The sequence below is a fragment of the Gluconacetobacter dulcium genome, assembly GCF_014174165.1.
Classification (GTDB): domain Bacteria; phylum Pseudomonadota; class Alphaproteobacteria; order Acetobacterales; family Acetobacteraceae; genus Gluconacetobacter; species Gluconacetobacter dulcium.
The window spans coordinates 348,506-374,150 of record NZ_JABEQN010000001.1 but is presented as its reverse complement, the minus strand read 5'-3'; the positions used below and the strand labels follow the sequence as shown (position 1 = coordinate 374,150).

Genomic DNA, 25,645 nt, shown 5'->3' with positions numbered 1-25,645 from the left:
GATGATTTCGGCCTTGTAGAGGCCGTTGATGGTCTCGGCCAGGGCGTTGTCACAGGAATCCCCGACGCTACCGACCGAAGGCACCAGATTGGCCTCGGCCAGGCGTTGGGTTTAGTTCATGGTCAGGTATTGGACGCCCCGGTCACTATGGTGGATCAAACCATCCTCGGGGCTGGGCCTGCGCGCATGGATCGCCTGCTCCAGGGCGTCGAGCACGAAGCCGGCAGTGGCCGAGGTGCTGACCTTCCAGCCGACGATGCGCCGGGCATAGGCATCGATCACGAAGGCGACGTAGACGAAGCCGCTCCACGTGTGGACGTAGGTGAAATCGACCACCCACAGGGCATTCGGCCGGCTCACACGGAATGCGCGGTTCACCTTGTCCTGCGGGCATGGGGTCTTGGGATTGCTGATGGTCGTGACCGTCTTCCTCCCTCGCCGAATGCCGGCCAGACCCATGGCGCGCATCAGGCGCTCCACGGTGCATTTGGCTACCTGGATCCCTTCACGGCGCATCTGATGCCAGACTTTGCGCGTCCCGCAGAGCTTTGAACTGGCCTCATATACCCGCTTGATCTCATCCTTCAGTTCGTCATCACGCCGGGCACGGGCAGGCCGCCTCGTGGGGTCTGCCTTACGCGCGGCATGTTCATGATAGGAGGATGGGGCGATCGCCAGTTCGCGGCAGATCGGCTCGATAACCGAACGGGCGGGGCGTGCCACGGGGTGGGGGGCGGTGCAAAATGTGGAAACGATCTGTTTCCGGCATTTTTATCATTGGATTGGGGGACATCCGTTATGTCTGGATGGAGCGGGATGGTTCGGGCCGGTGTGGCCTGGGCGTTCGGTGTGGATTTGTTCAGATTTCGGAGTTCGTTCCCATGACGCGTAGCGCCTCTTCGCTTTTTGCCGTTCTGGCCCTTGCCGCCAGCCTTCCCCTCGCTGCCCAGGCCGCGACCAGCCCGGCCGAGGTGCAGGCGGGGCATTATGCAGTCGAGCCCGGTCATACGCAGGTCGGTTTCTCGGTGCTGCATTTCGGCTTCACCCACTACGCGGGCATGTTTTCCAACGTCTCCGGCACGCTGGAACTGAATGTGAAGAATCCGGCCGCGTCCAGCCTGTCGGTGACGATCCCCATCGCCTCGGTGCAGACCACCAGTGACGTGCTGACTGGCGAGTTGAAGGGGGCGGAGTGGTTCGATGCCGGTAAATTCCCCGATGCCACCTTCGTTTCGACCAGCGTGAAACTGGCCGGCAAGAGCGATGCCGTGGTGAGCGGGGACCTGACGCTCCATGGCGTGACGAAGCCCGAGACGCTGAAAGTGCATTTCATCGGTGCCGGCATGAACCCGATCGACAAGAAATATACCACCGGATTCGAGGCCACCGGCACCATCAAGCGCAGCGATTTCGGCGTGAGCAAATATGTGCCCTATGTCAGCGACGAAGTGGCCCTGCGTATTGCCGGTGCCTTCGAAAAGCAGGACTGACCGCCGTGACCGCCGCGATTGTTCCGCATGGGGCGGTCGCGGTGGATGGTTCTTCCGGCCGCGCCCGAGATGTTCGATCGTTGCGTGAAGGGAAATCCGGAGATCGTCAGGTCGCGCTCTTTTGCGTAGGATGGCTTTTCCCGAGCCGGACGAAGGATATCAGGCATGCGGCGGTATGACGAACGTGAGCATTTTTCGGAAATCAGCATTCTTCTGTCCGAAATCCAGTCGGATGTGGAGCAGTTGAACAGTCGGGCGCAGTCTATGCCGCAGACGCCCCAGGCCCTGCGTGAGGGGATTGCCGCGCTGGCCGACAAGATCGATGCCCTGTGTGACCTGAGCCGCAGATAGAGGATGGCGGGCCGCCCGGTTATCGCGGCCCGCACTGTGCCTCGATCAGCAGGCGGGCGCAGTCGCCCACCCGCGCCGCCGGGCCTGGCGGCGGGAAAGCCTGACCCACGACATAGGCGCCTTCCATCAGCAGGATCAGACCGTCGGCAAGCCGCTCGGGATCGGTGGCCCCCATCTGGTGGGCGCGTTCGACCAGCCAGTCGCGTACCTCATGCTTCAGGCGCGCGGCTTCCTGCCGTACCGGGTGCGTGCGGTCGGGATAGTCGAGAATGGCGTTGGTGAGCGCGCAGCCACGATAGTCGGGAGCGGCGGAACGCTCTGCCAGCCCGTCGAAATAGGCCAGGATCTGGGCGTGCGGGTCTTCGGGGTGAGCGGCGCGGACGAGGGCGATCCGGTCCCAGAAACAATGCTGGTAGTCGGTGAGAAAGACGGTGGCCAAGCCGTCCTTGGAGTGAAAGGCGCGGTAGAGCGACGGTTTGGTGACGCCGGCATTCTGCACGATCTCCTCCACGCCGACGGCCCTTATCCCCTGCCGGTAGAACAGGTCGCGCGCCGACTGGCGGATCCGGTCGGCGGCGGTGGGGCGTCGGGAAGGGGATGGGGGAGTGGACATGCGCGAAACCCGCTTGACGATGTTACCGATCGGTACCTAACGTGGCGTGGCCCTGGAGGCTGCTGCCGAAGCGCCGAGGATGCGTGGACGGGCGCGCGGGGCTTTGGCAACAGCAGCAGAACTGACCGATCAGTGATATGAGCGTGATCCCAGTCCCTCGCAAGCTTTCCCGGCCCGCGCGCGTATATGCGGTGGTGGTCGGGCTGACGTTCCTGTCGCTTCTGGTTTCGGCTGGCGTGCGTGCGACGCCGGGCGTGCTGATGATGCCGTTGCAGATGGAACTGGGCTGGAGCAGGGCCGGGATCTCGGCCACCGCGGCGTTCGGCATCTTTCTCTACGGCTTCGTCGGCCCGTTTTCGGCGGCGTTGATGCAGGCGGTGGGGATACGCCGCACGTTGGTCGGTGCGCTGCTGCTGATCGGCGGGGCCAGTTTTCTGTCCCTGTTCATGACGCAGCCCTGGCAGTTTTTCATTACCTGGGGGGTGCTGACCGGGCTGGGTACCGGGGCGGTGGCGATGGTGCTGGGGGCAACGGTGGTGAATCGCTGGTTCGTGGCTCGGCGCGGCACCGTGATGGGGCTGCTGGCAGCCAGCACGGCGACCGGATCGCTGTTCTTCCTGCCGGCGCTGGCGGCCTTGGCGCATGATCACGGCTGGCGGGCGCCGGTGCTGGCCGTCTCCATCGGCTGTCTGGTGCTGGTGCCGGTGGTTGCGCTGTGCCTGCCGGAGCATCCCGAGCGGCTGGGGCTTCTGCCGCATGGGGCACCGCCGGATTATGTTCCGCCGCCGCCGCCTGATCGGCATCCGTTGCGCATCGCAGTGGGGGCGTTGCGCGATGCGGTGGTGAAACGCGATTTCTGGTTTCTGTTCCTGACCTTTTTTGTGTGCGGGTTTACCACCAATGGCCTGATCGGTACGCATTTCATCGCCATCTGTGCCGATCATGGGATCGGCGAGGTGCCGGCGGCGGGCTATCTGGCCATGATGGGGTTGTGCGACCTGTTCGGCACTACCCTGTCCGGCTGGCTGACCGACCGGATGGATGCGCGCTGGCTGCTGTTTTCCTATTACGGGCTGCGGGGGGTGTCGCTGGTCGCTTTGCCGTTCTGCGATTTCTCACCGGACAGCCTGACGGTTTTCGGCATTTTCTATGGGCTGGACTGGATTGCGACCGTGCCGCCGACACTGCGTCTGGCCACTTCGGCATTTGGCGAGCGCGCGGCGCCCGTGGTGTTCGGTTGGGTGGTGTTCGGGCACCAGATCGGCGCGGCCTGCGCCGCGTCGTTGGCCGGATTGCTGCGGCAGGCGCAGGGAAATTATCGCGACATGCTGGTGCTGGCCGGCTGCGCGGGACTGCTGGCGGCGCTGATGGCGCTGGGAATCGGCCGGGCGCCGACGCGGGTTCCGCTGCCGGCTGGGGGGGAGTAGAAAAACCTTTGCCCGATCGCGGGGGGCTGTGCACTGCCATTCCCCAGTGTCGGAGCGGATTAAACGGAAATCCGCTGTTGTCATTCGCCATGTGCGATGTGATCGCGGCGACCGGCGGCGTGATCATTCCCTGGGACGACGCGGTTCTGTAAGTGTGGGCGTTTCCGCGCAGTCCTGCACGCTTGCCCGCGAGGCTCAAGAGGGGATTCAGGAACGTCACCAGAAATGCTATATAATCGCCTCGCAGAATAGCGGGGCCGGCATGGTGACGACGAGAGTTGAATGCGCGGGAACAGATGCCGCCGGAAAATGCGACTCCGCGTGACAACCAGACGGCCCATGAAAGGTGATTTTATGAGCAACGCTACCCGCCTGATCCTCGCTTCCCTGTCGCTCCTGAGCGGTTGGGGCGGGGTTGCCCATGCGCGGACGGGTGGGGACGCCGTCCCGGCCTATGGCGCCGTTCATGCCGCCGATGGCTCTGCTAACCGTCCCGATCCGTCGTTGCGGTACCGGGTGGCGTTCGACACGGCGCGGGCCGCGCCCGATCCAGCGCAGATCAATCCCGCACTGGAGCGGATCGCTCGGTTCATGAACCTGCTCGCGGCTGACAGGATACATCCCAAGACCGGCGACGTTGTGGCGATCGTCTATGGGGCGGCTACACCGTCTATCCTCGCCGATGGGGAATACCGGGCGCGTTTCGGTCGGGACAACCCCAATACCGCGCTGCTGCGCGCGCTGCGCAAAGCGGGGGTCTCGATCGAGGTGTGCAGCTACGCTCTGGCGGGCCAGAAGATTGCACGGGACGCCGTCGCCGACGGGGTCCAGGTCGATCTATCCGCCATGGTGACGTTGGCCAACCTGCAACTGAGAGGCTGGGCCGTGATCCCCGGATGACGGATGCTGTCCGCCTGCCTCTATACGGGCCGTGTCAACAGGCTTTGGTATATGATCTTCGCGTTCCAGGATGGTGACGCCTATATTTATTGTTGATTTCGAACAATAGCATCAGGAGGACGCCGGAGGCTTGAATCGTTGACCCGCATTTCTCGCATTCCGCCTCGGGTGAGAGAGGCGGGTGAGGCTCGTGGTCTGCCGAGAACCGGGTCATATTTGGCATGCGTCCGCCGTTGCGCAGCGGGCGCATGCCGAGGCGCGTTTGGGGGAGCGTTCAGGCGGTGTGGCGGCGGCCCTGATAGACGCGGCCGAAGCGGTTTTCGAGGAAGGCGGGCAGCGCGATGTCTTCCTGCCGGACGATGCCCCGTGCCGGGAGGTGGCCGTCTTTCAACAGGTCCAGCACCGCGCAGATCGCGCCGGCGGTGGTGATCTGGATTGCCGTGCGCGGGCGGCCGTTGACCGTCTCGCCATAGATGCGGCGGACGAAGCTTTCCTGGGTCAGCCGCCCCTCGCGCCAGCCGGAGACGGTGACGAAGACCAGCACGATGTCCTGTTGCGTGACGGGGAGCGCGTATTCCAGGATATCCTTGAAGATGTCGCGCCTTTCCGCCAGGCGCAGGTCGCGCAGCAGCATCTTCATGGCCTGGGCGTGGCCGGGGTAGCGGATGGTGCGGTAGTTCAGTTCGCGCACCGCGCCCGCATAGGTCTCGCACAGGGAGCCTAGGCCGCCGGAGGTGTTGAAGGCTTCGTAGGTCACGCCGTCGACCCCCAGCGTCTCCAGCCCTTCCAGGGCCGGTACCATGTGGCGTTCGCCGCCGACGATGGCCTCGCAGGGCTCGATATATTCGTTGATGACGCCGTCGGTGCTCCAGGTGAGGTTGTAGCCCAGCGCGTTGGAGGGAAATTCCGGCAGCGCGCCGACGCGCAGGTGGATCGTGTCCAGCTTTTCGAAACGCTGGGCGATGTCGTGGGCGACGATGGAGACGAAGCCGGGGGCGAGGCCGCATTGCGGGATGAAGGTGGATTGCGCGCCCTCGGCCAGCGCGCGGACCGCGCGGGTGCTGGCGACATCTTCCGTCAGGTCGAGATAATGGATGCCGGCCGTGGCAGCGGCGGTGGCGATGATCGTCGTCAGGTGATAGGGGGCGGCGGAGAGGACGGCGTAATGGCCCTCCATCAGCGGTGCGAGGGCGCCGTCCCTGGCGATATCGACCCGGACCTTGCGGACCTGGGGGCCGACATCGGCGCGATCGAGGCCCGGCTGGTCGCGGTCGATCAGCGTGACGGCGTAGTCGCCGGTCGCATCCAGGAAGTCCGCGATCGTCGAACCGATCTTGCCTGCGCCGACAACGAGTATCTTCTTCATGCCAATCGTTCCTGATGCTGATGCGATACGGAAATGGAACGAAGGAACGGGGCCGGACACAATGGACAGCGTGACGTGCGATTGGGGCTTTCTTTCGGCGAAATGTCGGATATGATCGGCATTATGCAACCGGACGAGACGGACAGAACCCTGCTGGCCCTGCTGGAGGGCAATGCGCGGATGTCGACCGTGGCGCTCGCGCGCCGTGTCGGCCTGTCGCGCACCACGGTGCAGAGCCGGATCGAGCGGATGGAGCGGGCCGGGGTGATCGCCGGCTATACGACGGTGACCCCCGCCCATGACGCGGATGCAGTGCGGGCGCATGTGATGATCACGATCACGCCCCGGCATGCCGCCTCGGTCGAGGCCGCGCTGCGCCCGATCCGCGAAATTCGCGAACTGCATGCCGTCAGCGGCATGGTGGACATGATCGCCGTCGTGGGGGCGGGCGCGACCGAAACCATCAACCGGGTGATCGACCGGATCGGCATGCTCGACGGGGTGGAGCGCACGACCTCGGCGATCATCCTTTCCACGCGGTTCCGGCGGCGGGGAGGCGAGCCCGAGCCGGGATCGTCAGGCGGCAGGTGACGGCATCGGGCTGATATAGGGCTGTTGTGCGACCTGGCCTGCGTGCGCTGCCCGGACACGGTCCAGGAGGGCCATGTTGCGTATCAGTTCCGCGCCGGTTGCCGCCATGGCCTTGGCGACATGGACCATGCCGGTATGCGCCAGTGTCGAACAGCCCTGTGCCGTCATCTGCCAGGAATGCAGCGGCGTGCCGACGGCGCTGGTCGCGCCGAGGGCCTGCACCGTCGGCACGACCCAGCTGACATCGCCCACGTCGGTCGAGCCCATCATCGACCGACCGCGATCCGGGACGTAGGGAATGACCGTGTCGCATAGCGCCATGTCGGGTTTGACGGGCAGGTTCAGCGCCCGGAAGACCGTGGCGATCTGCTGTGCATCGAGCGTTGCGCGCATGGTCTCGGCGTAGGCGCGATCGGCCGTGGTGAACGGAGGCGGACCCAGCCGTTCGAACTGGATCTGCATCGCTTCCTCCAGCGGCTGATTGCCCAACAAGTTGGCCATGCCGCTGACCACCGTGCATGTGACCGTGGTGTCCGTCATCATGGCGGCGCCCTCGGCGATCGTGCGGACACGCGCGGCCAGGGCCAGCATCTCAGGCAGGTCGGCGGCGCGGATGGAATAGGCCACCACCGCCCGTGCCGGCACGACGTTGGGGGCGTTTCCGCCCGTATCCAGATATGCGTAATGAACCCGCGCGGTCGGCGGCATGTGCTCGCGCAGGTAATTGACCCCGATATTCATCAATTCGGCCGCGTCCAGCGCCGAGCGGCCCAGGTGCGGAGCGGCGGCGGCGTGGGCCGATCGACCGGTGAAGGTGAAATCCACCCTCTGGCTGGCCAGCGAGGTGGGGGGGAACACCATGGCGAACGACCCCGGGTGCCAGGTGATGGCCGCATCGACCCCCGCGAAGCTGCCGGCGCGCACCATGATGCCCTTGCCGGCGCCTCCTTCCTCGGCCGGGCAGCCGTAATAGCGCACCTGGCCGGGGAGGCCTGTTTCGGCCAGCCAGTCCTTCAGCGCCGTTGCGGCCAGCAGCGATGCCGCGCCCAGCAGGTTATGGCCGCAGCCATGGCCGTTTCCGTCGCCCGGCAGGGGATGATGCGTGGTTGCGTCGGCCTGCTGGCTCAGGCCCGGCAGGGCGTCATATTCGCCCAGGAAGGCGATGACCGGGCCGTCGATTCCGGCCTCGCCCAGCAGGGCGGTAGGAAGCCCGGCGATGCCGGGAGTGACGCGAAAGCCGGCGGCGTGCAGCGCCCGGGCATGCAGGGCGCAGGAGCGGATCTCGGCGAAATTCAACTCTGGAACGGCCCATACGGCGTCGGCCAGCGCGGCTGCCGCGGGTGCATGGGTATCCACCAGGTCCCACAGGCGGTCGGTATTGGCGTGCATGGCGGCCCCCGGTCAGGCGTGGTGCTGGTTGTCGAAGCGGCTCAGCCCGTACCACGCCGCCGCCTGTACGCCATAGGCAAGGGCCATCAGGTATCCGGCCATCGTCGCGTCGCCGGTATGCTGGATCAGCCATGTGACCAGGGAGGGCGTGAAGCCGCCGAACAACGACACCGTGGTGGAATAGATGAAGCCGAACAGCAGGACCCGGCTGGCGGATGGCAGGGACTCCAGCATGGCCTGCCATAGTGGAACCAGCGTCAGGCTCGAAAGGGCGAAAAGGACGCAGTTCAGCAGCAACTGGCTGGGCAGGCCCGGCTGGGTGATGGCGAAGCGGTAGAGAGGCACGCTCAACACGCCCGTCAGCACCATCAGCGCGCCGATCGTGCCGCGCAGGTGGTGCGACCGCTGCGCCATCCACCAGCCCAGAGGCACCGTTGCCAGTCCGGCCAGCATGCCTGCCACGTTGGCCAGCATGCCGACACGCGGCGACAGATGCAGCACGGAGATGGCGTAGCTGACCCCGAAATGGCGCAGATAGGTGGAGATGGTGCCGCCGGCGACCGTCAGCGCGATCAGCGTCACCGCCAATGCGGGTGGACGGGCGCCGCCGACGGGCGAGGGGGTGTGCGGCACGGCGGTCGCGATCCAGCGCAGGGCGGAGCCCGCCGGGATGATGACCAGGCCCAAAACGAAGGGGATGCGCCAGCCCCAGTCGTAAAGCTGGTCGTGTGTCAGGACCAGTGACAGCACCAGCCCGACGGTGACGGCCGCGAGCGAGCCGAGCAGTTGCGTCAGATATTGCAGCGAGCCGTACAGGCCGCCCTGGCCGGGTGGTGCGGCATCGAACAGCAGTGCCGTGACCGGCCCGATTTCACCACCTTCCGAAAAACCCTGCACGACGCGGGCCAGCAGGATCAGGAGTGGCGCCCACGGCCCGATAACTCGTGCGGGCGGCGTCAGGGCGAGCAGGGCCAGTCCGAGTGCCATCAGAATGAAGGACAGCATCATTGCCCGCTGCCGCCCATGGCGGGCGGCGTAGCGGCCTATGGCGATGGCCCCGACCGGACGGGCGACGAAGCCGGCGGCGAACACCAGCATCGTCCGCAGCAGGCCATTGAGGCCGCTGCTGTCCGGAAAGAAGGCATCCCCGATCATCGGCGCGAAATAGGCGTAGGCCAGGAAGCTGTAGAATTCGAGAAAATTGCCGATGCAGGCCCCTGCCACCAGCATGATCCGGCCCGGTCCGGCAGTCGCCACACCCAATGCTCCGCTCCCGTTCTGAAACTGTCATGAATTATGACTGGAAGGCGGCCTGCAAGGCAAATGGAGCATGGCGGAACGGTCGGAACATGATCCGGATGCGGCGCGAAAGCGCCTGGTGGGATCACGAACCAGCGCATGCCCGATGGGAACGGCCCGGCAGAGAACTCTTGATGGTTGAATGCGTTATCGGAAGGATATCCGCCGCATTTCGCGTTGGCATGCCTCGTTGAACCGTACCTTTCGGGGCGCCCTTCGTCGATCCTCCGGCTTTTGGGGAGAAGTCGCCTTGAGAGTTTCTGCATTTGCCTTGTTTGCCATCCCCGCGCTCTTCGTGAGCACGGCACATGCGGCGTCGCGGGAGGAGCAGAGCGCAGCCTGTCGCGGAGATGCGATCAAGCTGTGCACCTTCGCCATTCCCAACGAAGACAAGATAACCGCCTGCATGAAAAAGAAGATCGATCAGTTGTCGCCGCGCTGTCGGGCGATGTTCGAGCCGGCGGGGAAAAAGAAGCCCCGGCAGAGCAAGGCGAAATCTCCGTCCTGAAAGAGCCGGGCCGGTCGGCCCGGAGCGCCTTCCCGGAGGTCAGGTGTAGCGGAGCATCTGCATGAATCCGTAGTCCATGTGCATCTGGTGATGGCAGTGGAACAGCGTGTCCCCAGGGTTGTCTGCGGTGAACAGGGCGTCGATCGTATCGAAACGTCCGATCTGGACGGTGTCCTTCTCGATCGGGCCGATCCGGCGCATGCCATGACGCAGGACGGTGAAGTTATGCCGGTGCAGGTGGAGCGGATGCGCGCAGCCGCTGAGATTGATCCAGCGAAACAGATAGCGCCCGCCCGCGCGGACATGGAGTGGCGGAAGGTCGGCATAGGAGCGGCCGTTGATCGTCCAGCCCTCCATTCCGTCCGGCATCGGCCGCCGTTCGAACAGCATCGGGAAGATGCCGTCCAGACGCAGCTCTTCGACCGGGGGGGCGGCGGTGCCGCCGAACAGGGCGTAATCCCAGTCGGACGCCGGGGGTGGGGTCCAGACGGGTGATCCGCTTCTGCCGGCGTATTCGATGACCCGTCCGAGGCCGGTGGTCTGCTGTATGGGGTCGGTCGGGCCCAGCACCCAGCAGCCCGGGCGGTTCATATGGACAATGGCATCCACCCGCTCGGCGACGCCCAGTGTGATGACCGATACCGGCGCGGGATTGGCGACCGGATTGCCGTCCAGTGCGACCACGGTGAAGGCGTGGCCCGGCAGGGCCAGGGAAACGGTCTCGGTCGCGCTGGCATTGAGGAAGCGGAACAGCACCCGCTCGCCCTGCCGCACGCGTATCGGCTCGGCCGCCTGCATCAACCGGCCGTTGAAGGTGGCGTAGCGGTAGCGCGGCGTGGCGCATTCTTCGGGCGACCGGGGCATATCGGGCAGGTCGGCATCCCAGTGATGGGCTGCCAGCAGCACTTCGCGGTCGTAACGGCCGGGATCGCGGCGCGGTTCGACGATCAGGAAGCCGAACTGGCCGCTATACAGGGCGCGTGAGAAATCCATCATCGCCATGGTGTGCGTATGATACCAGCGCGTGCCGGAGCGGGGGGGCACGAAGCGGTAGTCCAGCGTGCCGCCCGGCTGGATGATCGACGAGCCTTCCTCGGTCGCGCCGTCGGGCACGGCGCCGACATCCAGGCCGTGCCAATGGACCAGTTCCGGTGCGTCGCTGCCGTTCGTCACGCGAATCCAGGCCGGCCGGCCTTCGGGCAGGCGCAGTACCGGACCTGGGACCTGGCCGTTATAGGCCAGCACCCGCCGGGTGATGCCCGGTGCCAGTTCGACCGTGGTGGGAGCGATGTGCAGCGTGGTGGGGCGGACGGGGAGCGAAGCGGGGGACGGTGCGGCGTGGCTGGTGCCCGGACGCAGGAGAAGCCCCGCCGCACCGCCAGCCAGCAGCGCCTGGCGCCGCGTGACGGGGGGAATCTCATTCACTGCCATGATGCGACCTCCCGGCCGGCGCGGATTCCGTGCTGGAAGGCGCCGGTATAGTTCTGTGCGCCGTTGAGTTCGGCATGGGCGATGGCGATGCGGCCGAAGCCGCGCGCTACGATTTCGCGCCCCGGAGGCTGACCGCCAAGACCGTAATAGAAACCCGGTGTCTGGATGACCCGGGCGTGGCCCCAGCGATTGAGGATGATGCCGTCGATGTCACGTGCCGGGTCGAACCCGGCATCGGCGAACATCGCCGCCATCTGGGCCCGGATGATGCGCTCGTATTCCGCGTAGCTGGTCGACAGCAGGCGCATCCGGCCGCGCGCGCCCTGTTCCCATGCGCTCAGGCCGGGCGTGTAGAGGCCCATATAGAAGGTCAGCAGCGCCGGCCGGTCTGGGTGCAGCGGCGGATCATAGTCCGGCGTGACGATCGACTGGCGGATATTGGCGCAGAAGCCGAACATCGTGCCGTCATCCATCCAGCGGGCCGCCGTTGCATTCAGCCGGTAGAGGAAACGCCAGTTCCTGAGCGCCACGTTTGCCACCAGGGCGGGCGCGTAGCAGAACCGGTCGTAGGCGGCGCGGATATCGGCCGGCAGGTCGCGTACCACATGCTTGGTGATCCAGCCGCCTGTTGCCATGATGACGGCGCGCGCGCGGACGTGGCGTGTGCAGCCGGCGCGGGCATAGGCCACGTCGACGATGCCCGATGCCGGGTCGCCGCCGCGATGGCTGACCGAAACCACCGTGGCGTTCTGACGGATGCGGACCGGACCGTCCGCATCCAGCCGGGTCGGGTCGATGCGGCCCCATTGCATGGCGGAGAACGACATGCCGCCGGGGAACAGGCCCGGGATCAGCTGGCCGGCAAGATAACGCCCCAGCAGCGCGTTGCCACCGGGGAAGGAGTAGGTCAGGCGATTGGAATGCGAGACCAGATGCATGCCGTAGCGTGCGGAGATCGCATCGGCGCTGACGCCGCCCAGCAGGCCCACGACCGGCTGGTGGAATGCCGTCACTTCGGGCCGGTAGCCGCACATCTTTTCCAGATAGGTGCGGTAATCGACCTGATCGAGGGCCTTTGGATCGTCGGCGTGGACGGTGCCCTCGCCCCGTCGCCAGCGCAGGAGGCTCTGCCGGACTTCGGGCGGGAAGGGGGTGCGCGCCAGATCGTCCTGCCAGATATTTTCGGCCCAGTAGGGATGTCGGGCGCCGTCCCTGGTCTGGAAACGATAGGCGACATCGACCTGTTTTTCGTTGAAGCCGTCCATGTTTGAATAATTGTCGAAAGAGAAGCGCAGTTTCTTCAGCGATGCGTCCCAGTTCTGCACGGCGAAATCGTAAGGGATGCCGCATTCGCGAAACAGGGTGCCGATCGGCGTGTCGGCATCGGGTTTCGGGGCCAGGAAATCGTTCGATCCCTGCGGCCCGAGCAGGCGGGTGCCTTCGACCATGAATTCGTTCTGCCGGGCTTCGCCGCCGAAGATCGGGTGGTTGTCGAGGATCAGGCAGCGCCGGGTGCCGCCGGTCCGTGCCTGATATTCCTTTGCCGCCATCAGGCCGGTCAGGCCGCTGCCGACGATCACCAGGTCGTAGGATTCGACTTCCTCGCCAGGGAGCGGGGCGGCGGACAGGGCGGCGTGCAATCCATCGCGCACGCGGTGTGCCGCCGTCAGCACCGGCAATGTGTTGCCGTTGGCGCCGGCATAATCTCCGACGCCGCCATAACCGGAAAAATCGTCGATGCCACCGGGATCGTGCCCCGCGACCGGGCAGCCCCCCACCGGGCGGGATCTGCCGTTCAGGAAGTCTCGCCGCGTGGTGCCACCCCCCATGCCCAGACGGCGATCCTCACTGCTGCCGTTTCCCATATCGTTTCCTTCTGAACGTCTGTTTTATATTCGTGTTTTTTTAAAGCGTCAGGTCGATGCGGCCGTAGTAGTAGCCGCCGGTGAAGGAAATCCCCGAGGCGTTCAGGTCGTAGGGGCTGGCGCCGCGGTAATTGACGTCCAGCGGTACCTTTCTGGGCCGGACATTGAAGATATTGTTTGCACCGAAGGCGATATGCAGATCGGGAAGCGGGCGGTAGCCGACTTCGAGATCGGTCAGCCATGCCGGCGTATTGGTGAATTTGGACCAGCAGACATTCGAATAGGCCAGGGGCTGCCCCTTGCAGGTGGCGCCGGCGGGCGTCTGGTCCTGGTAGGTCAGCATATCGGACGTTTCGCCATACCGGGTCTGCCGGATCGTGGCGTCCCAGTTGTGATAGGTCCAGTGCAACTGGAGGATGATCTTGCTGCGGGGCGACGTGGTGGTCAGAAAGGCCGATGTCTGTTCGTTCAGGTAGGGGGTGCCGTTGGCATCGGTGTTGATGTGCTGGAGACGGGTACGGGTGAGGCTGAGAGACAGGGAGGGGGTGAAGGTTCCGAAGCGCCGGGAGACGTATGAATAATCGGAGCGGATATCCAGGCCCTGGGTTCTGGTGCTGCCGACATTGGCGAAGTAAAGCGCACTGACCTGCTGCGGGGAGACGGTCGTCGGCAGTTCCGCGCCCGAGAGGGTGATTGCCTGAGCCGCCGTCTGCCCGTAGGTGGAGCCACCGACATAGATACGGTCGCGAATATTGATCTGGTAGACATCGGCTGAAACATGCAGCCGGTCGATCGGCTCGATGACGATGCCGCCTTCCGCGCTGGTGGAGCGCTCGGGCTTGAGGGCCTGGCCGCCGAGATACCTGCCGCCGGGGCTGTTGGGAGACAGCAGCGCCGAGGCGCTGGTCACCGATGTATTGGTGGAACTGAAATGCTCCTGCAGCAGGGAGGGGGCTTCGAAGCCGTTGCTGAAGGTGCCGCGAATGGCGATTCTTCTGCTGAAGTTATAGCGCGTGGAGACTTTTCCCGTCTCGGTGTTGCCCGATCCGTCGGTATAATGTTCGAACCGGCCGGCGAAATCGACTTCCCATTTCTTCGTGAAGTGGAAATCGCCATCGAGATAGGCGGCCCAGATATCGCGGCTCCATTTGCCTGCATTCGAAGGCATGAGACCGCCGTAACCCTGTGCGCCGCCGCGTTCGTAGGATGCGACGTCGCCTGCCCATAGCTGATAGGTTTCGAGCCGGTGTTCCGCGCCGGCCGCTACGGTGACGGGAACCGTATGCGCGATGTTGAAATCTTTCTTGACGTCGAAATTATTGGTCCATTGTGCAAGATTGTACTTGGTATCCATCATGCTCGTGGGGGTGGAGCCGGTATGCTGGTAGAGGTCCACGTTGGCAGTATTGATGGTGCCGATGCGGCTGTTGTCGGCGCCATAGGTGGTGCTGAGATCCCATGTCCAGCCGAAGAGATTGTGGCCCTTCAGGCCCAGGGTGGCCGAATAGTCGTTCTCGTCATTCGTCTCGACCGGGGAGTAGCCGTAGGGGTAGAGACCCGGCAGGGCGTTGGGGTAGCGGTAGTTCTCGTACGCTTCGTTGTGGCGATGGGTGTAGAGAATATTGCCGTATCCCTGGATGCCTTCGGTGAGATCGGCGCCGAAGGACAGGGCGATGTTGCCGCGCGTTTCCTCGGGCGTGCTGGTGATGTGGTTGCTGGATGGCGGAAAATGATAGGTCTTTGCGCCGACATCGTAGGTCGGGGGGACCATGTGATCGGCGTGCGTGTACTGGCCGTCGATGCGGAAATAACCGGTATTGCCGAATGTCAGGCCGTAGCCGAGATTGATCTGGGTCTGCCAGCCGTCGCCGTTATAGGCGTTCGCTCCCGTCTGGGCGCTGGCTGAGAAACCGGTGGCCCTTTTCTTGAGAACGATATTGATGACGCCGGCAATCGCGTCGGACCCGTACATGGCGGCCGCGCCGTCACGCAACACCTCGATATGGTCGACGGCGTTGGTGGGAATCATGTTGATGTCGACGCCGCTTGAGCCTTTTTCCGGGCCGGAGGAGGTGCTGATGGTGGCGGTGGTATGGCGCCGCTTTCCGTCGACCAGCACCAGGACCTCGTTGGGGCTCAGGCCGCGCATCCGGAGGGTCGAGGCCAGGCTGGCGCCCCCCTTGCCGACCTGTTGTGCCGTGATCGACGGGTCCAGCCTGACGATGGCGTCGATCAGATTGACCTGGCCCGTCTGCTTGAGAGACTGGGACGAGATGACGGAAATAGGGCTGACGGAATCATAGACCCGACGGTTTCCGGCATGGGTGCCGGTGACGATGATGGCTTCCTGGGGGGGCGGGAGTTCGGCGGCGGCCGGGGGACGGATGCCGCGGGGCGTGGTGCTGACACTATGCGCCGATGCCGATGCCGATGCCGATGGCGCGGGCTTCGGCATCGGCCTGCCGACATTGTGGCGACTGCCGTTGCCGTTGCCGGTCCTGTCCGGGTCGGCCTCGGCGTTCTTTCCGGGTGCCGCGGAAACGGACGAGATCATCGAAAACGAAAAGAAAGCGGACAATAGAAGCTTTGCCCGAGTGGACGACCGAACAGACATGGTCTCTGGATCTCCGCGTGCTGAAATATGGCCTTCGTTACGGAAACGAGGGAATTTCTGATTTGTCTGTTACGGCTCTGTCATGATAACTACAAATTCTTTTTGTTTGCCTTTTCATATCTACAGGTAGCGAAGTCGATGACGCCCCAACGTTTCCACCAGCTTCGTGCTTTCATGGCCGTGTGCCAGACCGGGTCGGTCAGCGCGGCGGCGCGGATGATGCATCTGTCGCAGCCTGCGATCACCAAGCTGATCCGGCATCTGGAGGCCGAGACCGGCACTGCGCTGTTCGACCGCGCGCGCCGCCGGCTGGCGCCGACCGATGCGGCCCATGTGCTGATGGCGGACCTGAAGGGCCTGTTCGGCGCCATGCGCAATGTGGACGTGACGCTGAACGGGCTGCGGCATGCAAAGGGGGTGCAGATCCGGATTGCCGCCATGCCGGCGATCGGTACCCATCTGCTGCCCGGTGCGTTGCCGTCCTGGATTGCCGTGCGGCCGGAACTGCGCTTCTCGCTGTCAGTGCTCAGTTCGCTGGACGTGCATCATATGGTCGGCAGCAATGGCGCGGATATCGGCTTCGCCCTGCCGGTGCAGGGGACGGGCAGTGTGACGATCGACCGCACGCTGATGATTCATGCCGCCGTGGTGGCACCGCATGGACATCCGCTGACGCGGGCAAGGCGGATCAGGGTGAAGGATCTGGTGCGGCACCGGTTGATCTTCTTTTCGCAGCAATTCGCCCTGGGCAATCCGATCGGGGAATATTTCAGCCAGAACGGGCTGGAAGCGACATCATTCGTCGAAACCCAGAACAGTGCCTGCGCCTGTGCCATGGTCCAGAACGGGCTGGGCGTGGCGGTGGTGGATGTGGTGACCGCGTTTGCGCATCGTGAGCAATTGACGATCCGTCCACTGGATGTGGAATGCGTCTTTCCCGTGCAGGTGATCGTTCCGCCCGGGGTTTCTCCGGGTAACGACGCGAAGCGCCTGGCCGCGCTCTGCACTGACCAGATCGCTTTGATCAATCGTGCGATCATGGCGTGATGGCCGGGCCGGCAGACGGATGGAGACCGGTTGGGAAAGGCCGGATTCCGTCGTCATGCCGGCAGAACGGGGCGGGTGCCGGGGCAGGATGAGGGAACCGGGACAATGGCGTTCCGTTCATGTGTTGGTGCGCTGACCGGGGGTGAGGGGTGGCGCTGCGTGGGGATGGTTCGACCTTCCTTCTGACCCGTACGCCCTATTTCTGGAGAAATTGGATGCCTTCCAGCACTGTTGCCGACCTGATTGCCGATACGCTTGTCGAAGCCGGTGTAAGCCGGATTTACGGCATTGTTGGCGATAGTCTCAATGGCCTGACCGAGGCATTGCGTCTGCGGCCCGCGATCGAGTGGGTGCATGTGCGCCATGAGGAGGTCGCGGCGTTCGCGGCCGCCGGCGAAGCGCAGGTGACGAACGGGCTGGCCGTCTGCGCGGGGTCGTGCGGGCCGGGAAATCTGCATCTGATCAACGGCCTGTTCGACGCGCATCGCAGCCGGACGCCGGTGCTGGCTATTGCGGCGCAGATTCCGTCGGCCGAGATCGGCGGGGGGTATTTCCAGGAAACGCATCCGCAGAACTTGTTTCGCGAATGCAGCCATTATTGCGAACTCGTCTCCGACCCCGCGCAGCTTCCCTATGTGCTGGAAAATGCCATTCGGGCCGCCGTGGGGCAGCGCGGCGTGGCGGTGGTGGTGATACCGGGAGATGTCGCGCTGCGGCCGGCGCCGGCGCGCGCGCCGGCCGCGCGGCGGGCGTTGCTGCCGCCGCAGCCGCGCGTGCTGCCGGCGGAGGCCGAACTGGATGCGCTGGCGGAGATGCTGAACGGTGCCGCGCGTATTACCCTGTTCTGCGGGCGGGGATGTGCCGGGGCGCATGGGCCGCTCATGCAACTGGCGGAGGCGCTGAAGAGCCCGACCGTACATGCCCTCGGTGGCAAGGAGTGGGTTGAATACGACAATCCCTATGATGTCGGCATGACGGGCTTTATCGGGTTTTCGTCGGGTTATGCCGCGATGCAGGGATGTGACCTGCTGCTGATGCTTGGGACCGATTTTCCGTACAAGCAGTTTCTGCCTACGGATGTCCGGATCGTGCAGGTGGATATCCGGCCGGAGAATCTGGGGCGGCGCTGCAAGCTGGATCTGGGGCTGGTCGGAGATGTGGGGACGACGATCGCCGCGCTGCTGCCGAAGCTGACGGTGAAGGCGGACCGGACGCATCTGGACACCAGCCTGGGCCTTTATGCCAAGGCCCGCGAGGGGCTGGACGATCTGGCGGTCGGTACGCCGGGGCGGAGGCCGATCCATCCCCAGTATCTCGCGAAACTGGTCAGCGAGGCGGCGTCGGACGATGCGGTGTTTACGGCGGATGTCGGCACGCCGACCATCTGGGCCGCCCGTTACCTCAAGATGAATGGCAGGCGCCGTCTGGTCGGGTCGTGGGTGCATGGGTCCATGGCCAATGCCATGGCGCATGCGATCGGTATCCAGGCTGCGCAGCCGGGGCGGCAGGTCGTGTCGTTGTCGGGCGATGGCGGCTTTACCATGCTGATGGGGGACCTGATCACGCTGACGCAGCAGAAGCTTCCGGTGAAAATTGTTATATTCAATAATGGCGTGCTGGGTTTCGTGGCGTTGGAGATGAAGGCGGCGGGGTTTGTCGATGTCGGGGTCGACCTGAAGAATCCGGATTTCGCGGCGATGGCGCGGGCCATGGGCATCCATGCCATGCGGGTGGAAGATCCGGGCGATCTGCCGGGGGCTGTGGCCGAAATCATGGCGCATGACGGGCCGGCGCTGCTGGACGTGGTGACTGCCACGCAGGAACTTTCCCTGCCGCCGACGATCAAGGCCGAGCAGGTGAAGGGATTCAGCCTCTATATCCTGCGGGCGATCATGAACGGGCGCGGGGATGAAATCCTCGATCTCGCCAAGACCAATCTGCTCAAACGCTGAGACGGATTGTCCGGGCAGAGGGCGCGGCCTGTGACCGGAGCCTGTGAGACAGCAATTTTTGGGATACCCGGCTGGCGGATGACGTTGGCCGGGTTTCTGACATTTTCGGGCACGCGGTGTCTTTCTGTTTTTCCTGAAAGGAAAATTCATGGAGAACCGTTTGAGAATGCGCCGGGAGAGGGAACCTTCCAAAACCTTTGACGGGCAAGGCAGGGTGAGAACGGATTCTCACAAACTGGTGTATAGGATTTTTGAAAACAGGATTGTGTGTGGCGCTTTGGCGCTTTCGCGTGACGCTACGCTTCTCGTCGCGCTTTCGGGTGGTGGCGGGCTGTATGCGCAATCGGTTAGCGAGCAGTCCGGGATCAATGCACCGATCGGCGTCAGCCCCTCCGCCGCCGATTTCGTGCGGATGGTGGCATTGAGCGACATGTTCGAGATCGAGTCCGCGAAGCTGGCGCCGGACCGGAGCACGGATGCGAAGGTGCGCGCCGGGTCGGTGGGGCGGTGGTGGGGGGCCGCAAGCTGGTCGCACCCCGCCGGCCGGACGATCTGCCCGCTTTCTGTTCCGCCATTGCTCGATTGTTTGCCGGCGAGCCTGATGTGGCGCATCCCGATATCGAACGATCTTCACCCTCGACCTCTCGATGCGCATTGTATTCCTCTCTGCGTCGATAGCCGCGCCTGTTGGGGGCCTGAAATCGGGCTTGGAATGTGCCGCGTTATGGATGCCAGCCGAGGCCTTTCGGCATCATCGAGAAGCCGTGGGCGCGCAGGGCGGCGTCGAGGGACGTTGTCTGCACGGGGTGGTCATTGACCGTCTCAAGCGTGAACATGAGGTGCTTTTCGCGCTTCAGCGCGGCGGCGAGGGCGGACAGGGCGGTGGTGAGCCGGTCCGTGTGGGCGGGGTCGTCCGGATCGAGATAGGTCAGCAGGGTGCGGCCGCCCTGGGTGAGGTAGAAGGCCAGGCGATCGCCGGCGATGACGACGAAGGCGCCGGGTCGGCGCGTCGGACGGGTCGTGGACGGGTGCGGCGGCCAGGGCAGGACGGTGCCGAACGGATTGGCGGGGTCGGCCGCCGACAGCGCGATGGCGCGCGGAGCGGTGGTGGGGTGCTCGGCATGCGTGCGCAGGCGGTCGATGGTTGCGCGTTCGGCGAACTGCGTGGCGCCCAGCCCTTCGACGAAGCGGCCGCGCAGGATCTGGCCGGCATCTTCCATACTGCGGAAAATCGGCTGGAGGGCGGGGAAGCCGCCGGGCACCGCTTCCGCGATGGTGGCGCCGCGGGTGACGATGCCGTAGCGGTCGAGAAGGCACTCGGCCAAGGCGAGCGCGCGGGCGGTGTCGGTGACGGCTTCGCGGGGCAGCAGCGACCAGCGGCCCGACAGGGTGGGGGCGGCGCCCGATGGGCGGGCGAAGGCGGCGCCGTGCAGGGCCCGGTGGGGCCGCGATCGCTGGATGGGGCGGGGGCGGTGGGTCGCGCGGGTGCCGGAACGGGCGCGCAGCGGCGACCAGCTATCGGTGGTGACGTGGCCGGTCCAGGCGAGTTCCCATAACGCCGTATCGAGTTCGGATGCCGTCAGGATCGGGTTGCTGGCCCAGTCGCTGTCCGGCTCCGCCGCCAGCCGGGCGGGGGCCAGTGCGGCGAGTTGGCGGGCGAAATAGGCGCCGCCATCGGCGAGAATGGCGAGGATGGCGCGCTGGAGCGGCGAGAGAGCCGCCATGCGGTCGGCATCCGGTGGAGGCGGCAGGGTTTCGGCGGCGAAATCGCTTGGGTGCAGGGACACCAGCCCGTCCTCATTGCCGGGAGTCGCATGGCCGCACCACAGGACGGTGCCGTGGCTGAGCAGTTCGTCCAGCATCGCAGGGGTGTAGTCGGCGATGCGGGCGCGCAGGATCTGGTTCTCCCACAACGCGGCCGGCAGGGGGACGCCGGCCAGTTGCTCGATGACCCTGGCGACGCCGTCGATGCCGGCGAGCGGGTGCTGGCCGGCGGGGGCGGTGGCCAGGGCGTGGCGTTCCAGCAGCAGGCGGGTATAGGCATCCTGCCCCGCCGGGCGGGTTGCCGCGCGCGCGGCGTGCAGGGCGCGCAGGCGCAGGCGCTTGAATACGTCATCGGCGACCCACTCATGGGTTGCCAGCGGGTTGGGGGTGGGTGGGGTTTCGTCTTGTGTTTCCAGCCGGCGTTCGACGCCGAAATTGCCCTTGAGCAGTTTGCCCTGGTCGCGCAGCCGGTCCAGCGCCGCGTCGGCGACCGAGACGCCGAGGCCGAACCGGAGGGCGAGCGCGTGCGTCGTGAAGGGGCCATGGGTGCGGGCATGGCGGGCGATCAGGTCGCGGAGTGGATCGGCGGTGGGCGCGAGGAAGATGTCGGGCAGGTTGGGCGGGAGGGTGACCCCCAGCGCGTCGCGCAGGCGGGCGGCGTCCTCGATGGCGGCCCAGCGTGGTTGGCCGGCGATCGTTATGGCGATGATGCGGTGGTCGGCGGCGAGGGCGGCGAGGCTGGTTTCGGCGTTGCCTTCCGTGTCGCCTTCCGCGAGGCGTTGCGCGACCTCCTGTGCCGATAACGGGCCAAGTTCGCGCAGCAGGTCGGCAACGCCTTCCTGCCCCTTTGCGCGGTAGGCTGGGGTCAGGCGCTGCAATTCCCGTTCGACCTGCTCGGTGATCGAGGGATCGAGCAGGGAGCCGAGATCGACTTCGCCGAGAAGGTCGGCCAGCAGGCCGCTATCCAGCGACAGGACCGAGGCGCGGCGTTCGGCGATCGGTGCGTCCGTCGCATACATGAATTCCGCGACGTAGCCGAACAGCAGATCGGCCGCGAAGGGCGAGGGGATCTCGGTGGTGACCTCGACGATCTGGACTGTGCCGTCGGCGAGGCGGCGGGCCAGGCTGTCGAGGGCGGCGAGGTCGTACACGTCGCGCAGGCATTCGCGGGCCGTTTCGATCAGGATCGGGAAATCGGGATGGTCGCGCACGATTTCCAGCAACTGGCCGGCGCGCAGCCGCTGTTGCCACAGGGGGGAGCGGTGGCCGGGGGTGCGGCGTGGCAGCAGCAGCGCGCGGGCGGCGCATTCGCGGAAGCGGGCGGCGAACAGGGCCGAGCCGTCCACGGCGTCGGTGACGATGCCACGGAGTTTTTCCGGGTCGAAGAGGAAGAGGTCCGCGCCCGGTACCTGTCCGGCGGTGTCGGGCAGGCGGGCGACGATGCCGTCGTCGCTGGCCACCACCGACGGGTCGATGCCGAACCGGCGGCGCACCCGCGCCGCGATGGCCAGTGCCCATGGGTCGTGCACGCGGCGGCCGTAGGGGCTGTGCAGGATGACCCGCCAGTCGCCGGTTTCGTCGCGGCAGCGTTCGACCACCAGGGTGCGGTCGGTCGGCAGGAACCCGGTTGCCGTGCGCTGGGCGTCGAGCAGCGCCAGGAGGTTGGTGGTGGCGTGCGTGTCGAGGCCGGATGCCCGCAGGCGGGCTTCGGCCTTGTCGCGCGTGTCGGCATCGAGTGTGGCCAGGAAGGCGCCGATCGCTTCGCCCAGTTCGGCGGGGCGCCGTAGGCCGTCGCCGTGCCAGAACGGCAGGCGGGCGGAGCGGCCCGGTGCGGGCGTTACGATGACCTGGTCGTTGGTGATCTGCTCGATGCGCCAGGAGGTGGTGCCCAGGGTGATGATGTCGTTGACCCGGGATTCGTAGACCATTTCCTCGTCGAGTTCGCCGACGCGGCGTGAGCCGGCGCGTTCCTCGCCTTCGGGCAGGACGACCGTGAAACTGCCCCGGTCGGGGATGGTGCTGCCGCTGGTGACGGCAAGGTGCAGGGCGCCTGGGCGTGGGGTCAGGAGCCCGGTTTCGCGGTTCCAGACCAGGCGGGGGCGGAAATTGGCGAAATCGTCGGAGGGGTAGCGGCCGGCCAGCATGTCCAGCGTGGCGTCGAACGCGCTGCGGGGGAGGGTGGCGAACGGGGCCGCGCGGCGCACCGTTGCGTACCAGTCCTCGACCTGGAGCGGCGCGACGGCGACGGCCGCCACCGTCTGCTGGGCCAGGATATCGAGCGGGTTGCGGGGTGGGTCGATCGCCTCGATGCGGCCGGCGCGCATGGCGGTGACCGTGACTGTCGCATCGACCAGATCGCGTCGGGTGCGGGGGTAGACCAGACCCGCCGAGGCGCCGCCGACCTGGTGGCCGGCGCGGCCGACCCGTTGCAGGCCGCTGGCCACCGAGGGTGGGGCGGCGACCTGGATCACCAGATCGACCAGCCCCATGTCGATGCCCAGTTCCAGGCTCGATGTTGCGACGACGCAGCGCAGGTCGCCGGATTTGAGGGCGGTTTCGATCTCGCGGCGCTGGTCCTTGGAGACCGAGCCGTGGTGCGCGCGCGCGATCAGCGGCGGTGCGCCCGTTGTGCGCTTCTCCGTGCTGCCGGTGACCGAGGCGTAATGGACGGGTGGCCCGGTGTCCGGCGCGTCTTGCGTAACGCGTTCGGCGTAGAGGTCGTTGAGGCGGGCCGTGAGCTTTTCGGCCAGGCCGCGTGAATTGGTGAAGACGATCGTCGCGCTCTGGCTCAGGACCCTTTCGAGAATGCTGGCCTCGACATGTGGCCAGATGGAGCCGGCCCGTGTGCTGCGGTCCCCGTCGCCGGGCTGGCCGGCGGCCGCGAGGTTGCTCATGTCCTCGACCGGCACCACGATCGTGAGGTCGAGCCGGCGGCTGGCGGGGGGATTGACGATGGTGACCGGGTGGGCGCCGCCCAGGAACTGCGCCACCCGGTCGGCCGGGCGTACGGTCGCGGACAGGCCGATCCGCTGCGCGGGTGTGGGCAGCAGGCCGTCCAGCCGTTCCAGGCTCAGGGCCAGGTGTGCGCCACGTTTGGTGGCGGCCACGGCGTGGACCTCGTCGAGGATGACCGCCTGCACGCCCCGTAATGTCTCGCGTGCTTTCGACGTGAGCATCAAATAGAGCGATTCCGGGGTGGTAATGAGGATGTCGGGCGGGCGGCGCAGCAGGGCGGCGCGTTCGGTCGCCGGTGTGTCGCCGGTGCGCATGCCGACCGTGAGGGCGACCGGTGGGTCGCCGCGCCGCGTGCGTTCCGCCTCGACGCCGTGGAGCGGGAGGCGGAGGTTGCGCTGCACGTCGGCGCCGAGCGCCTTGATCGGCGAGATATAGAGGATGCGTGTGGCCGGCTTCGTGTCCGGCGGGGTGTTGGTGGCGTCTGGTTCGCGTTCGCGGAACAGGCGGTCGATCGCGTGCAGGAAGGCGGCCAGGGTCTTGCCGGAGCCGGTGGGCGCGATGACCAGTGCGTTCTCGCCGGCACCGATGGCGGCCCAGGCTGCGGCCTGTACCGGTGTGGGCGACGCGAACGCGGTGGTGAACCATGCGCGGGTCGCCTGGGTGAACCCGGCCAGCGGGTCGGTGGTCGGAGGGGTGGTCGGCGGCATTATTCCGTGGCGCGGTTTCGTCTGCCTGCCGACGATAGGCCTTTGTCCTCCGGACGTCCAAGGGGGCGGGATGCCGTGCGGTCAAATGGCCGGATCGGATGCGGTGAGACGCCCGTAGAGGCTGGCGACCGTCATGATGCAGGCCGAGACCAGCAGCCCGTCGAAGGTGGGAATGGCCGTCAGGCTCGTCATGCCGCATTCGGACAGGGCGCCGGCGATGCCGCCGCATATCCAGGCCAGGATCGCGACATGCTGCCTGCCCGCCGCCGGCCGCCCGGCATTGGCCGGGAGGCCGATCAGGGTGTCCACGATCAGGATGGCGGCGATCGGGGGCAGGACGATGCCGAGCAGGAGCAGGAAGCGCACATAGGCATCGGTCAGGCCCCCAAGTTCCAGAATGCCACCGATGATGCCGCTGCCGAGCACATAGGGCCACAGGCGGCGGCCCTGGAGCAGGTTTGCCAGGGCGAGGCTGCCCGAATACAGGCAGGCCGAGGCGTCGATCCACGCGCTGAGAACCAGCACCAGCAGCGCGGGGATGCCGAAGCCCAGCGCGACGAGGGCGGAGACGAGGTCGGGCCGCCCCAGAGCCAGGGAGGGGATGCCCGATGCGATCATGATGACCGGATAGGCCAGCGCCAGCGCGGCCACGACGGCGCCGGCGGCGGCATTCGGCGACCGCACGAAGCGGCTGTAATCGGGCTGGATGATGATGCCGACGACGTAGGAGCCGATCATCGCCGAGACGGCCCCTCCGAAGGTCAGGGCGTGGGTGCCGCCGTGCAGGGCGGCGGCCGGCAGGGCATGCCATGTTCGCGCGATGCCGGCGATCAGCCCGAGTGCCACGACGGGAATGACGATCTGGCCGATCCGTTCGAGACCACGCGCCCCCATGCAGGTGCCGATGACGATGCCGATGCCGGCGAGGGCCGAGACCAGATGCGGGGAGATGTGCAGATGGAACTGCTCGCTGAGTGCGGGCGCGGCCGTGCTGCCCAGCAGCCCGATGGTGGCCCCGAACCATCCGACCAGCGAGACGCCGATGACCGTTCGGACAATGACGGCGCCGTAAGGGCCGAAGATGCGTGTGCTCAGAAGGGAGAGGCTCATGCCCGTGGCGGCGCCGAGCCAGGAGGTGAAGGCGGCCAGCAGCGCCGTCATCAGGGCGCTGGCGATGATCGCGGCGATGCCGTCATGAAGGCCGAGGGCCGAGAGGATGCGCGCGGAGAGGACGAAGCCGGGCAGGCCGCATTGCGTACCCGCGACGATGAAGAAGATCCGCCATGCCGAGCCGCGTTCGGCCTCGGGCACGGCGTTGGCGGTATGTTCGTCGTGCGTCGCGTGCATGCGCGTCTCCTGCATGAAGAAAGAGGCTG

The 25,645-nt window shown here is 66.0% G+C and carries 18 protein-coding genes and 1 pseudogene; 8 read left to right on the top strand and 11 right to left on the bottom strand.

All coding sequences use genetic code 11. The features are described 5' to 3' along the window. Positions 1 to 699 (bottom strand): annotated as a pseudogene (locus HLH25_RS01700) (IS3 family transposase); the annotation flags it as partial. Positions 700 to 881: 182 nt separating this feature from the next. On the opposite strand from HLH25_RS01700, the gene HLH25_RS01695 reads away from it, so the two are divergent. Continuing rightward, positions 882 to 1,490, top strand: a complete 609-nt coding sequence (locus HLH25_RS01695) for a YceI family protein (RefSeq protein WP_182972390.1) — start codon at positions 882 to 884, stop codon at positions 1,488 to 1,490. 165 nt (positions 1,491 to 1,655) lie between these two features. Beyond that, positions 1,656 to 1,841 carry a hypothetical protein gene (locus HLH25_RS01690; RefSeq protein WP_182972389.1) on the top strand — a complete coding sequence of 62 codons (186 nt, stop codon included), beginning with the start codon at positions 1,656 to 1,658 and terminating at the stop codon, positions 1,839 to 1,841. A 19-nt stretch (positions 1,842 to 1,860) separates the two neighbouring features. Here HLH25_RS01690 and HLH25_RS01685 read toward each other — a convergent pair whose 3' ends face one another. Beyond that, positions 1,861 to 2,454: a TetR/AcrR family transcriptional regulator gene (locus HLH25_RS01685; protein ID WP_182972388.1), complete on the bottom strand. Its 594-nt coding sequence runs from the start codon at positions 2,452 to 2,454 to the stop codon at positions 1,861 to 1,863. A 143-nt stretch (positions 2,455 to 2,597) separates the two neighbouring features. Between HLH25_RS01685 and HLH25_RS01680 the strand changes: the two genes are divergently transcribed. Continuing rightward, positions 2,598 to 3,881, top strand: a complete 1,284-nt coding sequence (locus HLH25_RS01680) for an MFS transporter (RefSeq protein WP_310888911.1) — start codon at positions 2,598 to 2,600, stop codon at positions 3,879 to 3,881. A gap of 354 nt (positions 3,882 to 4,235) precedes the next feature. Then, on the top strand, positions 4,236 to 4,781 hold the full coding sequence (locus tag HLH25_RS01675) for a DsrE family protein (RefSeq protein WP_182972386.1): 546 nt from the start codon (positions 4,236 to 4,238) through the stop codon (positions 4,779 to 4,781). A 274-nt stretch (positions 4,782 to 5,055) separates the two neighbouring features. On the opposite strand, the gene HLH25_RS01670 is transcribed toward HLH25_RS01675, so the two are convergent. Further along, a complete protein-coding gene (locus HLH25_RS01670) occupies positions 5,056 to 6,147 on the bottom strand; it encodes a saccharopine dehydrogenase family protein (RefSeq protein ID WP_182972385.1) in 1,092 nt (363 codons plus the stop codon). 111 nt (positions 6,148 to 6,258) lie between these two features. Here HLH25_RS01670 and HLH25_RS01665 point away from each other — a divergent pair, with 111 nt between their 5' ends. Next, the gene (locus HLH25_RS01665) at positions 6,259 to 6,738 is read left to right on the top strand and encodes an Lrp/AsnC family transcriptional regulator (RefSeq protein WP_246400851.1); all 480 of its coding nucleotides are present in this window, start codon (positions 6,259 to 6,261) and stop codon (positions 6,736 to 6,738) included. Here HLH25_RS01665 and HLH25_RS01660 read toward each other — a convergent pair. Both HLH25_RS01660 and HLH25_RS01655 read right to left on the bottom strand, forming a co-directional pair. Then, positions 6,724 to 8,127, bottom strand: coding sequence for an amidohydrolase (locus HLH25_RS01660; RefSeq protein WP_182972384.1), 1,404 nt, complete (start codon positions 8,125 to 8,127; stop codon positions 6,724 to 6,726). The genes HLH25_RS01665 and HLH25_RS01660 overlap by 15 nt on opposite strands. A 12-nt stretch (positions 8,128 to 8,139) precedes the next feature. Then, on the bottom strand, positions 8,140 to 9,384 hold the full coding sequence (locus HLH25_RS01655; protein ID WP_182972383.1) for an MFS transporter: 1,245 nt from the start codon (positions 9,382 to 9,384) through the stop codon (positions 8,140 to 8,142). 184 nt (positions 9,385 to 9,568) lie between these two features. Between HLH25_RS01655 and HLH25_RS01650 the strand changes: the two genes are divergently transcribed. Beyond that, positions 9,569 to 9,934: a hypothetical protein gene (locus HLH25_RS01650; RefSeq protein ID WP_375271989.1), complete on the top strand. Its 366-nt coding sequence runs from the start codon at positions 9,569 to 9,571 to the stop codon at positions 9,932 to 9,934. A 39-nt stretch (positions 9,935 to 9,973) separates the two neighbouring features. Here HLH25_RS01650 and HLH25_RS01645 read toward each other — a convergent pair whose 3' ends face one another. From HLH25_RS01645 to HLH25_RS01635, 3 genes are read right to left on the bottom strand one after another with little or no spacing between them, the layout of a single operon-like run. Further along, complete coding sequence (locus HLH25_RS01645; protein WP_182972382.1) at positions 9,974 to 11,365, bottom strand: multicopper oxidase family protein; 1,392 nt, start codon at positions 11,363 to 11,365, stop codon at positions 9,974 to 9,976. Beyond that, positions 11,356 to 13,230 (bottom strand): NAD(P)-binding protein, encoded by a 1,875-nt coding sequence (locus HLH25_RS01640; protein ID WP_182972381.1) that lies wholly within the window; start codon positions 13,228 to 13,230, stop codon positions 11,356 to 11,358. Before HLH25_RS01640 ends, HLH25_RS01645 begins: the two co-directional genes overlap by 10 nt. Before the next feature lie 40 nt (positions 13,231 to 13,270). After that, positions 13,271 to 15,844: a TonB-dependent receptor plug domain-containing protein gene (locus tag HLH25_RS01635; protein WP_182972380.1), complete on the bottom strand. Its 2,574-nt coding sequence runs from the start codon at positions 15,842 to 15,844 to the stop codon at positions 13,271 to 13,273. A gap of 138 nt (positions 15,845 to 15,982) precedes the next feature. Here HLH25_RS01635 and HLH25_RS01630 point away from each other — a divergent pair, with 138 nt between their 5' ends. Both HLH25_RS01630 and poxB read left to right on the top strand, forming a co-directional pair. Continuing rightward, the gene (locus HLH25_RS01630; RefSeq protein ID WP_182972379.1) at positions 15,983 to 16,891 is read left to right on the top strand and encodes a LysR family transcriptional regulator; all 909 of its coding nucleotides are present in this window, start codon (positions 15,983 to 15,985) and stop codon (positions 16,889 to 16,891) included. 215 nt (positions 16,892 to 17,106) lie between these two features. Next, entirely contained in the window at positions 17,107 to 18,843 is a 1,737-nt protein-coding gene (gene poxB, locus HLH25_RS01625) for a ubiquinone-dependent pyruvate dehydrogenase (RefSeq protein WP_182972378.1), read from the top strand. Between the two features lie 228 nt (positions 18,844 to 19,071). Here poxB and HLH25_RS01620 read toward each other — a convergent pair whose 3' ends face one another. From HLH25_RS01620 to HLH25_RS01610, 3 genes are all read right to left on the bottom strand, one after another. Continuing rightward, complete coding sequence (locus tag HLH25_RS01620) at positions 19,072 to 19,455, bottom strand: hypothetical protein (RefSeq protein ID WP_182972377.1); 384 nt, start codon at positions 19,453 to 19,455, stop codon at positions 19,072 to 19,074. Positions 19,456 to 19,565: 110 nt separating this feature from the next. Continuing rightward, positions 19,566 to 24,269, bottom strand: a complete 4,704-nt coding sequence (locus HLH25_RS01615; RefSeq protein ID WP_182972376.1) for an ATP-dependent helicase — start codon at positions 24,267 to 24,269, stop codon at positions 19,566 to 19,568. Positions 24,270 to 24,350: 81 nt separating this feature from the next. After that, entirely contained in the window at positions 24,351 to 25,616 is a 1,266-nt protein-coding gene (locus HLH25_RS01610; protein ID WP_182972375.1) for a cytosine permease, read from the bottom strand. Positions 25,617 to 25,645: the final 29 nt, after the last annotated feature.